Origin of the sequence: Vibrio genomosp. F6, from assembly GCF_005146325.1 — a bacterium.
Classification (GTDB): Bacteria; Pseudomonadota; Gammaproteobacteria; order Enterobacterales; family Vibrionaceae; genus Vibrio; species Vibrio cortegadensis.
The window spans coordinates 22232-34820 of sequence record NZ_SYUT01000045.1 but is presented as its reverse complement, the minus strand read 5'-3'; the positions used below and the strand labels follow the sequence as shown (position 1 = coordinate 34820).

Below are 12589 nucleotides of genomic sequence, written 5' to 3'. Positions count from 1 at the left end.
ATTATCTTTCTACTAGACCTAGTGTACGACGTAGTAATGGCGTTTTCAGTGGAGAGCAGTTCTCCATTGCCATCAACCCTAAATTACGTCCAATTCGAAGTGTTAATGCATCATTAGAAAACAGATGAACAAGTGATGATGTCAGTGCCACCGTTGTCTTTCGATCACTCTCTCGTCGCTGGCTAAATTGCATCAATCCTTTAAATTGACCAGGATCGTCGATATGAGTCACCACCTCTTCTGCTAGGCTAGCGACATCTCGGATGCCAAGATTGAACCCCTGCCCAGCAATAGGATGTAAAGTTTGAGCGGCATTACCGACAATAGCAAAACGGTGTGACGTATTTTGCTCTCGATAACGCAGCAATAGTGGGTAACTTGCTCGTTGTCCCACCTTCGTTAGCTTGCCTAAACGCCAACCAAATGCTTGTTGAAGCGACTCAAGAAAGTGCTCATCGTCTAAATTCAGTATGTGTTGAGCGTCTTCAGGAGGCAAACACCAAACTAATGACATTCGGTTATCACTCATCGGTAACAGTGCCACCGGCCCATTAGCGGTAAAACGCTCAAACGCACGGCCTTGATGACGATCACTAACCGAAATATTGGCGATAACCGCGACTTGCTCGAAGTCATGCTCGGTTAACGCTAAGCCGATCTGCTCACAACATGTCGAAATAGCGCCATCAGCCGCAACCAACAGTCTCGCTTGAATCAATGAGTCATCATCTAATTGGATCGTCACATTATCTTGATCGCGCTCGACCCGTTTCACCGAGTTCGGGCAGAGTAAGGTAATATTATCGGCTTGCTGCATTTTTTGTTGATATATCTGCCCGACATGAGCTAATTCAACCACATAGCCTAAAGCATCAACCTGTAACTCTTCACTGGTAATATTCGTCATGCCTGCATGAGAGCGATCAGAGACATGAATATGTTGAATCGCAGTGGCAACACTTGAGACTGACGCCCACAATCCTAGCTTTTCTAATATTTTTACCGTGCCATAAGACAAAGCAATCGAACGCGAATCAAAACCTGGATGCGCTTGGTGATCGACAACAAAAGGTTCGACAACGGCAATAGATAGCTTTTCATCGCTTAATTTATTTAATGCAAGCGCCAATGTTGCGCCCGCCATTGCACCACCAGCAATAACTACATCAAATTGCTTCATCGTAACATTCCAATTAATGGATCGTTGGGGCTGACTCTTGTGTTGGTTTCACACCAAACTCAGCATGGATAGTTAGTACACATGCCTTCACATGCTCAATCACCTGTTCGAGAAGTTGAGCCTGCTCTTCAAGATCATCATCTTCATCAATACCCAGTTTTGCCATCTCTTCAAGATCAGAAAGGGCCTCTTTCGCATGAACCGAGGCTTTATTTAATGGGGCTCCCGCTAAACCAAGCCCCGAAATAAAGTGATTGATCCAATCCGAAACGCCATCAGCAAGATCAAACAGGCTCGCATCGGCACCGTCATCAGGCAGCAGTAGAGTCAGGTCTAAATCCGTTCCGGTGATCTCATCAATTGTTGCTTTCAATGTTGACTCAGCAATAACAAGAGCGCGATCCGGCCAACCCATACCATCATTGGTATAATCAAAAATCAGTGGTTGCCAACTCTTATCGGATAAATTCAACCCACCGCTTAACATTCCGGTTAGCAGGCCATGCATCTCTGCTGGGTTAACGGCTAAACTTGCGCCTTGAAGCTCAGTGGCCGCTTTTAAGTAATCTGGAAGTGTTATTTTGCTCATTTCAATATCTACTAAGTCTTAAAGTTTGTTTAATCCTACCATTTCACCCCACATCTCGAAATGATGATATCCGGAAATATGAACAGCATTTGCTCAATCTGCCGATTTACTGTGTCGTCGAGCTCTCATTTCGACATAGACTTTCTGAAAAGCTTGAATCTTAATTGCGCTTTACCTATAGTTTCATCCTCGGTGGTTGCTGAGAAGCCCATTTAAGATAGCGCAAAGAGTTCATCCATCATGAGTAGTCAAGCGGTAGAAGTTGAAATTTTAGGAAAACTGACTCGAGTTAATTGTCCACCAGGACAAGAAGAGGCATTGACCCAAGCAGCTAACGATCTTGATAATCGATTGAAAGAGATGGCAGAGCGAACTAAAGTTACTAATGAGGTTCAACTTCTCACAATTGCAGCATTGAATGTTTGTTATGAACTACAAACTAAGCAATTTGAAGCCAACGATGAAAAAAATGCAATAACAGAGCGAATGGAAAAGCTCACTACATCGCTTGAAGGTGTATTACGTAATGTTAAGCATGGACCGCAATAGCTTTTTATAAGCCCAAATTTACCCTGGAGTGTTTGTCAGAGGATTTAAGTCCCCGAGCCGATAAGCAATCCCTAAGGGTTAGTACTTGAGTGCTATTGAGCATGCTCGGCTTGTACCGAGAAGCCTACGGTAATCATTGCTGATCCGCCTTGAACTCGCTGGTTCAAGGGCCACAATTCTCAACGGCACTTTGGGGTAATCTCTTCATGAAAATACTAACTCGAAATGAATTTCGTCAGTTAATCCGCCAAAAACGCAATGCACTTTCCAGTGAACAACAGTATGAAGCAAGTTTAGATATTACTAATCAATGCTTATCTCTTCCTGATTTTCAGACCGCTCAACATATTGCGTTGTATATTTCTGCTGATGGCGAGATAGATACCAAACCACTCATTCAATCTCTCTGGGATTTAGGTAAGCACGTTTATTTGCCCGTGTTACACCCTTTTTCTCCTGGGCACCTACTGTTTCTTCATTACACCAACGACACACCAATGACTTATAACAAGTACGGCATCGTCGAGCCAAAACTCAATCAAATACTGATAAAGCCGGTATCTGAACTTGATCTTGTCTGTACCCCTTTAGTCGGTTTTGATACCACAGGACACCGATTAGGTATGGGTGGGGGCTATTATGACCGAACATTATCGAAATGGTTTAACACTGGGATCGGTGCTCGGCCTATTGGAATCGCGCATGATTGCCAACACGTCGATCGCCTTCCAACAGAGATTTGGGATATACCTTTGCCTAAGATCGTGACTCCAACGAAAACTTGGCAATGGGAAAAGTAAACATAACTCGCTATAATCGCGCCGCAAAGTTAACAACTTCTATTTAGATTAATAGGTTATCAATTCAGGAGATAGGCATGACTCAAGATGAAATGAAAAAAGCGGCAGGTTGGGCAGCACTTAAGTACGTTGAATCAGGAAGTATTGTAGGCGTAGGTACAGGTTCTACCGTGGATCACTTCATCGATGCTTTAGGCACAATGAAAGATGACATTAAAGGTGCCGTTTCAAGCTCTATTGCTTCTACCGAAAAATTACAAAAACTAGGCATTGAAGTATTTGAGTGTAATGACGTAGCAAAACTTGATGTTTATGTTGATGGCGCTGATGAAATCAACCCTACCCGTGACATGATCAAAGGTGGTGGTGCTGCGCTAACTCGTGAGAAAATTGTTGCGGCAATCTCTGACAAGTTCATCTGCATTGTTGACGGAACAAAAGCGGTTGATGTTCTAGGAAACTTTCCACTACCAGTTGAAGTTATTCCGATGGCTCGCTCTTACGTGGGTCGTGAGCTAGTAAAACTTGGTGGCGATCCCGCTTACCGAGAAGGCGTAATTACTGACAATGGTAATGTAATTTTAGATGTTCACGGACTAAAAATTACAGATGCGAAGAAGCTTGAAGAGACAATCAATGGCATCGCTGGCGTTGTAACTAATGGCCTATTTGCTCATCGTGGTGCAGACGTTGTTATCACAGGTACTCCTGAAGGTGCCAAAATAGAAGAATAATCGAATTTTCGTTATTTGATTACAAGCAGCGCCATTCGGTGCTGCTTTTTTATTTCCTATATATAAAATTATGCCTTATTCCGTAATTTTCTTACCCAAAACAATTTTTTTTTGCTACTTTATTGGACAGAAGACGCACAGGGAAGATGTTTGTCTCTATATAAAACTGTTGATTTTTTCCCCTTTCAACCTTTTTGTAGCACGTGCGCCGTATTTGCCCACCTTTCCATTTTAAAGGACGAGAATAATGGCCAAAGTATCACTGGAAAAAGATAAGATTAAAATTTTACTGCTTGAAGGCCTCCATCCTTCTTCAGTTGAAGTACTTCAAGCCGCAGGCTACACCAACATTGAGTACCACAAAGGCTCACTTTCTGATGACCAATTACTTGAAGCAGTAAAAGATGCACACTTCATCGGCCTTCGCTCCCGCACAAACATAAGCCAAGAAGTCATTGATGCGGCAGAAAAGCTCGTTGCTATCGGTTGCTTCTGTATTGGTACTAACCAAGTAGATCTTAAAGCTGCCGCTAAACGTGGCGTTCCGGTATTCAATGCTCCATTCTCTAATACTCGAAGTGTTGCAGAACTTGTTCTTGGCCAAATCCTACTGTTACTACGTGGTATTCCTGAAAAGAATGCACTTGCTCACCGTGGCATTTGGAAAAAAAGTGCTGAGAACTCAAATGAAGCTCGTGGTAAGCGTTTAGGGATCATCGGTTATGGCCATATTGGTACTCAGCTGGGCATTATTGCTGAAAACCTCGGTATGCGTGTCTATTTTTATGATATCGAAAACAAACTATCGCTAGGAAATGCGACTCAAGTGCACACCATGAGCGACTTGCTTAATAAGTGTGATGTTATCTCTCTGCACGTTCCAGAAACCGCTGAAACAAAAGATATGATGGGTCCAGATGAGTTTGCTCGAATGAAACCAGGCTCTATTTTTATTAATGCGGCACGCGGAACCGTCGTTGAAATTCCAGCTTTATGCCATGCGCTAGAGTCTGGCCATCTTGCTGGTGCCGCTATTGATGTTTTTCCAACAGAGCCTAAGACCAACAGCGACCCATTTGAATCTCCATTGATGAAATTCGACAACGTGATCTTAACGCCTCATGTGGGTGGTTCAACTCAGGAAGCTCAAGAGAATATTGGTGTAGAAGTCGCAGGTAAGCTTGCTAAGTACTCAGATAATGGCTCAACGCTATCTAGCGTAAACTTCCCAGAAGTATCTCTCCCATTGCATACTGGCGCATCTCGTCTATTACATATCCATGAGAACCGTCCAGGAGTGCTAACCCAGATCAATACTATTTTTGCAGAAGAAGGGATCAACATTGCGGGTCAATATCTACAGACTACGGCAGATATGGGCTACGTTGTGATCGATGTTGAAGCTGATCGTTCAGAAGAAGCATTACTGAAACTAAAAGAGATCGAAGGGACGATTCGAGCTCGTTTATTGCACTAATTAAAGCTATACAAACGAAAAAGGCATCTCAATGAGATGCCTTTATTCATTAATTCGTCGAAGACTCACGATCGCAACGGTATAAATCATATTGCTCTGTTGAACCACCAATACCATTAAATTTGATCTCAGTAATAAAACCTTTTTGTAAATATGGACGTAAATCAACACAAGAAATTTGATAACCGAACTCTTGTATCACACTCACTTTCCAACGATAACCAGGCTCAACCCATTGCAAATATGTAATTACGCCTTCATCAGTGACAGAAATATGCTCATACTCTGAAAGTTGTTGTTGAAGTAATTCAATTTCTGTTGGATCAGCTGATGGCTTTTCAGCTACATATGATAAGGATTTACAACCAACAAGCGAAATTAAAACTGCTAATATTAAAGCTTTCTTTACCACGTTCCATTCCTTTTTATAATTTTAAATCATTAGTACAAAAGGAAAATACCTAAAAAAACCAATCAAATCTATAGAGTGGGTCTACTTATTCACCAAGACTATAAATTACATCTACACTATCTCTGATAATCAACGTTGCATCTTGATAGCTATTTGATTCTGCACCACCATCCATAGCCATTGAACGCATCAGCATAGGCTGAGATTGAGGGCGATTATAGTTAATTTGCCATACGGAGCCTAAATCACGCTTAAACCCTTCAGCTAAAGATTTAGCCTTGTCAGAAGCATCATTAATTGCCGCCAAGCGAGCTTCTGCCTTATAGCGTGCTTCATCTTTCACTTTTAACTTAATGTTATCGACTTGATTAATACCTTCACCCAAAGCGATATCCAAATACTGATTTAAATTAGCAAGTTGAGAGACTTGGACGGTCACATTTCTAGACGCTCGATAGCCGACAAGCTCTGGCTTACCTTCTTTTGGGTAGTGGTATTGTGGCGCTAGATACAAATTAGAGCTATTAATATCCGTTGCTTTTACGCCCGCTTCTTTTAAGCGAGCAAGAAATGATTCAACCACATTATCGACGGCTTGCTTTGCTTGTTCCGCTGTCATTGTTGATTCGACAACCTTGACAGAAAATGTTGCCATATCTGGAGTCGCGACAACTTCACCGTATCCTGTCGTTGAGATATGAGCAAAATCAGGCGTATTCGCAAAAGAATTCATGCTAATCAGACTAGATAGTGTGATCATTAAACTTGGTACTAATTTCATTCAATGTGCCTTTGTGGTTAAACTTTTTTACATCATAGGCGTAATTTACTGCACACCCTATCTTTTCAAGAGGTTTTTACAGAACTTTGACTGTGTTAAAAATCATCGAAATAGCGTTTAATCATAGTAATTGATGATAAAAATATTACTGCGGAAGAAACTCCCGAGCATACGCAATCACAGCTTCAGATAACTCTTTAAGCACCCCACTTTCTAGCTGCCAATGGTGCCAATACATTTGATGCGACAACATGAAGCCAGGAGTGACATCAACAAGTACTCCTTTATCCAATTCTTCTTGAATTTGAACTTTAGGTATTAAGCAATAGGCAACACCTGCGCTCGCCAATTTCACAAAAGCTTCAGAACTACGGACGGTATGCTTCAACACACTGCCATAAGGTAAGTTAAAGTGCTGATAAATAAATCGTTCATGCATTTCATCGTGTTGATCAAATACAACAGCAGGAGCTGCAATCAATGACTCTCGGGTGACACCTTGGTTGAAATAGCGAGCGCGAAAGCTTGGGCTGGCAACACATAAATAGTCCATCCTCCCAAGGTAATCAGCATCACACCCTGCTATAGGCTGAGAATCTAAACTAATTGCAGCAACAACTTCACCGCTGCGTAATTTATCTATGGTTCGCCCTTCATCATCAACAATAAGATTAAGCTCGATTCGTTTTTGATCCACCAAATCGATTAAACTTGGCAATAACCAAGTCGCAAGCGTATCGGCATTCGTAGCCAATGAGACCGCCAATGCTTTTCCGCTATCTTCATTCGTAATACTAGGGATCAGATCTTGCTCTAATAAGCATACTCGTCGATATAGACCTAATAATTTCATTCCTGCTGGCGTGGGTCTGGGCGGTTGCCCTCTCACTAATACTGGCTGAGCTAACCACTTCTCTAGCTGTTTAATTCTTTGGGATACTGCGGATTGAGAAATATGCAAACTTTCTGCTGCACGTTCAAAGCTTCGCTGAGCGACCACTGCATCTAACGCTTCTACCCACTTATAGTCTAACCCTCTCATCACACCTTCCCTTTCTAGCATAACCCAAATCATTAGAGATACTTATGATAGATTAAAATCATTAATTATACTTATGATGATTTTCGATTTACCCTCTAACCCTTGATTTAACTGTCTTCACTTTCTTTGAGGTTTCACGTGAATATCTGGATTTTGCTACAAGGTTTTGGGTTAGGGGCGAGTATGATTATTCCTATCGGGGCTCAAAATGCTTATGTATTGAACCAAGGCATCAAACGCAACCACCATCTCACGACTGCCACGATATGCAGTTTACTCGATGTCGTGTTCATATCATTGGGGATATTTGGTGGCGGTGCTATTTTGTCTCAGAATGAAATACTTCTCACAACAGTCACGTTAGGAGGCATTGCGTTCTTAATCTTCTATGGTTTGTTATCACTAAAAAGCGCCTTTGCACTTTCGAAACATTCAGGGTCAAAGCTTGATACTCTAGAGAGAGGCAAGAGAGCCGTGGTGCTAGGAGCTCTTGCGGTAACAGTACTAAACCCACATCTGTATTTAGATACGGTTGTTATTTTAGGATCCATTGGTGGGCAGTTCGAAGGTAGTGATAGAGTATCATTTGCCATTGGTACTATTATGGCTTCATTTGTTTGGTTTTATACATTATCCATTGGAGCCGCTAAATTAGGCCCGACCCTATCTAAACCAAAGGTTAAGAAATTCATTGATATCGCTGTAGCATCCATGATGTTTGTTATTGCATTTTTATTGGCAAAAGGGCTGTGGGCTCAATATATCTAGGCAAATCAGTAATGAATACATTAGAAAAAATTTATCAAACTAACATTCAGTTACTTTCCAAAACTGAGGTGACATACACTCAATGGGAGCATGAGCCTATTCTTGATTTTGCGACTGATGAAATGGTTGCAAAAAAATTAGGATGGACAGGAACACACAGCAAAAGCTTGTTTCTAAAGGTTAAAGGGGGCGGTTTCGCACTTTACCTAACTGAAAAAGACAAACGCCTAGACAGTAAAGCAATAAAGAAGGTGCTGGGGAAGCGAGTCTCGATATGTGATGATATTGAAATGACAGAACAAACGGGCTGCGTACCTGGAGCCGTTTGCCCCTTTGCTTTACCACAGAGCATCCCAGTTCTCGTGGACTCGACTCTATTTACTCATGATGAAATTTTGTATACCCCAGGGCATCCTGAGCTTACATTAGGCTTTGCAGGAAAAGATTTACCGATTCTTTTACAAGCCATAGAGAATACGGTTCACCACATATAGTATTTTGGGCACAAGTATTAAAGTTTAAATAAGCACCCGTTTGATGAGCCGATAGCAATAAAAAAGCGCAATATTTCTATTGCGCTTTTAAAAAGAGAATGTAGTGATTAATCCACTTTGTTCATATGAACATCCATTTGAGGGAATGGGATCTCAATCCCTTCTTTATCCAAGCCTTCTTTGATGGCTTGTAATGAGTCAAAATACACATTCCAGTAATCAGACGTTTTAACCCATGGACGAACCACAAAGTTTACTGAAGAGTCAGCTAAAGCTAACACGCCAACTTGAATACCCGGCTCTTTTAGAATTCGCTCATCAGATTCAAGGATCTTGGTAATGACTTCTTTCGTTTTTTGCAGATCAGCACTGTAAGACACGCCAATCACATGGTCAATACGACGAGTGTCGTGACGTGAGTAGTTGGTTATAGGGCTACCAATCACCGCTCCGTTAGGCACAACAACCATCTTATTATCAGGTGTTGTCAAAATAGTTTGGAAAATCTGAATAGACTCCACCGCACCTGCAACACCACCAATTTCAACATAATCACCCGATTTAAACGGACGGAATGCAACAATAAGTACGCCTGCCGCAAAGTTAGACAGTGAACCTTGTAGTGCTAAACCAATCGCTAAACCAGCAGCACCAATCACCGCAACCACAGAGGCCGTTTGAACACCAATGCGACCTAAAGCAGCGATAAGAACGATGACAAATAGCGTATAACGGACCAACGCGTGAATAAATTCAACGACAGCTTTGTCCATGTTTTTCTTCTGTAAAACTTTTGCCACGCTTCCAGCAACAGCTTTCACAATCATATTACCAATGAATAGGATCGCTAGTGCTGAAAAGATATTCACACCATACTGAATTAATAGCTCTGAGTTATTTGATAACCACTGCTCTGCTTGAGAAAGTGTATCAACAATCGGTGTTTCGATAATAGATGACTCACTCGCCATAATAGTACCCTCTAAAGTATTGAACAAAAATGACTCTACAACGACTCACTTGCCGCTTCCGTGCATACAACTGAATAAAACAGCGTTATCGCATGATACATCAACTTTGGCAATTTATATAATCAGTGGGAATAAAAGTAATTTAATATCAATTACTCCCCCCTCTTTTCTCACTATTGGGAATTCCAGTAAATACCGTTGTACAAAAAGCATTCAAACCAATGAGCAGGCATAAAAAAACCCGCTCTATGAGCGGGTTTTTAAAACTTAGAAGCGTACTAATTCAAATGAATTATAGTACGTCTACAGCGTTAAGGTCAGCAAATGCTTTCTCTAGACGAGTAACCATAGAAGACTGAGCAGCACGTAGCCATACGCGTGGATCGTAGTACTTCTTGTTTGGCGCAGCTTCGCCAGTTGGGTTACCGATTTGACCTTGTAGGAAATCGAAGTTTTCAGCAGAGTACTTACGGATACCATCCCAAGTTGCCCACTGTGTATCAGTATCGATGTTCATTTTGATAACACCGTAGCCGATAGACTCTTGGATTTCAGCTTCAGAAGAACCTGAACCACCGTGGAATACGAAGTTTAGAGCGTTAGGTGCAATACCGAACTTCTCTGCACAGTATGCTTGAGAGTCACGTAGGATAGTTGGAGTAAGAACAACGTTACCTGCTTGGTAAACACCGTGTACGTTACCGAAAGAAGCAGCGATAGTGAAACGTGGGCTAACAGCCATTAGTTTCTCGTATGCGTATGCTACGTCTTCAGGAGAAGTGTAAAGCTCAGATGCGTCCATATCAGAGTTATCAACGCCGTCTTCTTCACCACCAGTACAACCAAGTTCGATCTCGATTGTCATGTTCATTTTAGCCATGCGCTCTAGGTACTTAGCACATGTTTCGATGTTCTCTTCTAGAGACTCTTCAGAAAGGTCTAGCATGTGAGAAGAGAATAGTGGCTTACCAGTTTGTGCGAAGAACTCTTCACCAGCGTCTAGTAGACCGTCGATCCATGGTAGAAGCTTCTTAGCAGCGTGGTCAGTATGAAGAATAACTGGAACACCGTAAGATTCAGCTACAGCGTGAACGTATTTTGCACCAGCTACAGCGCCAAGGATTTGTGGACCTTGACCTTCAAGTTTAACGCCTTTACCAGCGAAGAAAGCTGCGCCGCCGTTAGAGAACTGAACAACAACTGGAGACTTAACTTTAGCTGCTGCTTCTAGTACTGCGTTTACAGAGTCAGTACCAACAACGTTTACTGCAGGAAGAGCAAATTTGTTTGCTTTTGCTACTTCAAATACTTTCTGTACGTCATCGCCAGAAATTACACCAGGTTTTACAAAATCGAAGATCTTAGACATGGAAATAGTCCTATTATTCTATTCGTTTTAAGATAAAAAACTTAAGTTAAAAATTTGCAATCGTTTGCTCACAACTTCCGACATTCTAGCAAAAAACTGTGATATGCCGCAAACGATAAAAGGCGAGATTCACATCTCGCCTTTTTAAATCAATTATGCTTTTGCACGCTCTTCAAGCATTGCAACTGCAGGAAGTACTTTACCTTCAACAAACTCAAGGAAAGCGCCGCCGCCAGTAGAGATGTAAGAAACGTCAGCTTTAATACCGAACTTATCGATAGCAGCAAGCGTATCACCACCACCAGCTACAGAGAAACCTGCAGAGTCAGCGATTGCTTTAGAGATACCAGCAGTACCCGCTTCGAAGTTTTTGAATTCGAATACGCCTACAGGGCCGTTCCAAAGGATAGTTTTTGCGTTGCCGATGATTTCAGCAAGAGCAGCTGTTGAATCTGGACCAAGGTCGAAGATCATGTCGTCGTCTTGAACTTCAGAAACGTGCTTGATTTCAGCTTCAGCGTTTTCGTCGAATGCTTTCGCACATGCAACGTCAGTCGCAACTGGAATTGCACACTCTTTCATTAGTTTTTTAGCCGTATCAACTAGGTCTGCTTCGTACAAAGACTTACCTACGTTGTGACCTTCAGCAGCGATGAATGTGTTCGCGATACCACCACCAACAACAAGTTGGTCAGCGATTTTAGACAGAGATTCTAGAACCGTCAGCTTAGTAGAAACTTTAGAACCACCAACGATAGCAACTAGAGGACGCTCTGGGTTGTCCATTGCTTTACCTAGTGCTTCAAGTTCAGCAGCTAGAAGAGGACCAGCACATGCTACAGGAGCGTTTGTACCAACACCGTGAGTTGATGCTTGAGCACGGTGAGCAGTACCGAATGCGTCCATTACGAAAATGTCACATAGTGCTGCGTATTTTTTAGAAAGCTCTTCTTCGTTCTTCTTTTCGCCTTTGTTAAAGCGAACGTTTTCAAGAACAACTAACTCACCAGCGTTTAGTTCAAGGCCATCTAGGTAGTCTTTCGCTAGTTTAACGTCACAATCTAGTGCGTCGTTTAGGTAGTTTACAACAGGAGCTAGAGAGAACTCTTCGTTGTATTCGCCTTCAGTAGGACGACCAAGGTGAGAAGTAACCATTACTTTCGCGCCAGCTTCTAGGCACAATTTGATAGTTGGTAGTGATGCAAGGATACGTGCATCTGAAGTTACTTTACCGTCTTTCACTGGTACGTTTAGGTCAGCACGGATGAAAATGCGTTTACCTGCTAGTTCCAGGTCAGTCATCTTGATTACAGACATTGTTTGTCCTCTCAAATTTAAATTAATAAAGTTTTTGGAAACTCGGCAACCCTGCCAAGCCTAATAATTCTTCAAACTGGTTATTTTATGGGGGTACCTCTTATTT

14 protein-coding genes and 1 other RNA gene are annotated in these 12589 nt (G+C 42.0%); 7 read left to right on the top strand and 8 right to left on the bottom strand.

The window, feature by feature from the left end; all coding sequences use genetic code 11:
• Position 1 precedes the first annotated feature (1 nt).
• Both ubiH and FCV43_RS16625 read right to left on the bottom strand, forming a co-directional pair.
• Positions 2–1180: a 2-octaprenyl-6-methoxyphenyl hydroxylase gene (gene ubiH / locus FCV43_RS16630; RefSeq protein WP_136995806.1), complete on the bottom strand. Its 1179-nt coding sequence runs from the start codon at positions 1178–1180 to the stop codon at positions 2–4.
• Positions 1181–1193: 13 nt separating this feature from the next.
• Positions 1194–1769 (bottom strand): YecA family protein, encoded by a 576-nt coding sequence (locus FCV43_RS16625; protein WP_017054654.1) that lies wholly within the window; start codon positions 1767–1769, stop codon positions 1194–1196.
• A 240-nt stretch (positions 1770–2009) separates the two neighbouring features.
• Here FCV43_RS16625 and zapA point away from each other — a divergent pair, with 240 nt between their 5' ends.
• From zapA to serA, 5 genes are all read left to right on the top strand, one after another.
• Positions 2010–2318 (top strand): cell division protein ZapA, encoded by a 309-nt coding sequence (zapA, locus tag FCV43_RS16620; RefSeq protein WP_017054655.1) that lies wholly within the window; start codon positions 2010–2012, stop codon positions 2316–2318.
• Positions 2319–2335: 17 nt separating this feature from the next.
• A non-coding RNA gene (gene ssrS, locus FCV43_RS16615) (6S RNA) lies at positions 2336–2519 on the top strand.
• Positions 2520–2524: 5 nt separating this feature from the next.
• A complete protein-coding gene (locus FCV43_RS16610) occupies positions 2525–3118 on the top strand; it encodes a 5-formyltetrahydrofolate cyclo-ligase (RefSeq protein WP_136995805.1) in 594 nt (197 codons plus the stop codon).
• A 77-nt stretch (positions 3119–3195) separates the two neighbouring features.
• Positions 3196–3852 carry a ribose-5-phosphate isomerase RpiA gene (rpiA, locus tag FCV43_RS16605; RefSeq protein WP_017054657.1) on the top strand — a complete coding sequence of 219 codons (657 nt, stop codon included), beginning with the start codon at positions 3196–3198 and terminating at the stop codon, positions 3850–3852.
• Between the two features lie 247 nt (positions 3853–4099).
• Entirely contained in the window at positions 4100–5329 is a 1230-nt protein-coding gene (gene serA / locus FCV43_RS16600) for a phosphoglycerate dehydrogenase (RefSeq protein ID WP_113795773.1), read from the top strand.
• A 49-nt stretch (positions 5330–5378) separates the two neighbouring features.
• On the opposite strand, the gene FCV43_RS16595 is transcribed toward serA, so the two are convergent.
• The 3 genes from FCV43_RS16595 to FCV43_RS16585 form a co-directional block, all read right to left on the bottom strand.
• Positions 5379–5741 carry a hypothetical protein gene (locus tag FCV43_RS16595; protein WP_136995804.1) on the bottom strand — a complete coding sequence of 121 codons (363 nt, stop codon included), beginning with the start codon at positions 5739–5741 and terminating at the stop codon, positions 5379–5381.
• A gap of 85 nt (positions 5742–5826) precedes the next feature.
• Positions 5827–6522, bottom strand: a complete 696-nt coding sequence (locus FCV43_RS16590; RefSeq protein ID WP_136995803.1) for an oxidative stress defense protein — start codon at positions 6520–6522, stop codon at positions 5827–5829.
• 145 nt (positions 6523–6667) lie between these two features.
• Entirely contained in the window at positions 6668–7564 is an 897-nt protein-coding gene (locus tag FCV43_RS16585) for a LysR family transcriptional regulator ArgP (RefSeq protein WP_113795796.1), read from the bottom strand.
• 138 nt (positions 7565–7702) lie between these two features.
• Here FCV43_RS16585 and FCV43_RS16580 point away from each other — a divergent pair, with 138 nt between their 5' ends.
• Positions 7703–8332: a LysE/ArgO family amino acid transporter gene (locus FCV43_RS16580; protein ID WP_136995802.1), complete on the top strand. Its 630-nt coding sequence runs from the start codon at positions 7703–7705 to the stop codon at positions 8330–8332.
• 11 nt (positions 8333–8343) lie between these two features.
• A complete protein-coding gene (locus FCV43_RS16575; protein WP_113795770.1) occupies positions 8344–8826 on the top strand; it encodes a YbaK/EbsC family protein in 483 nt (160 codons plus the stop codon).
• A 107-nt stretch (positions 8827–8933) separates the two neighbouring features.
• Here the strand turns inward: FCV43_RS16575 and mscS are convergent, their stop codons facing one another.
• The 3 genes from mscS to FCV43_RS16560 all read right to left on the bottom strand — a co-directional run bounded on the left by mscS (position 8934) and on the right by FCV43_RS16560 (position 12483).
• On the bottom strand, positions 8934–9797 hold the full coding sequence (mscS, locus tag FCV43_RS16570; RefSeq protein ID WP_113795769.1) for a small-conductance mechanosensitive channel MscS: 864 nt from the start codon (positions 9795–9797) through the stop codon (positions 8934–8936).
• 292 nt (positions 9798–10089) lie between these two features.
• On the bottom strand, positions 10090–11166 hold the full coding sequence (gene fbaA, locus FCV43_RS16565) for a class II fructose-bisphosphate aldolase (protein WP_017054664.1): 1077 nt from the start codon (positions 11164–11166) through the stop codon (positions 10090–10092).
• Positions 11167–11319: 153 nt separating this feature from the next.
• Complete coding sequence (locus FCV43_RS16560) at positions 11320–12483, bottom strand: phosphoglycerate kinase (RefSeq protein ID WP_017054665.1); 1164 nt, start codon at positions 12481–12483, stop codon at positions 11320–11322.
• Positions 12484–12589 lie beyond the last annotated feature (106 nt).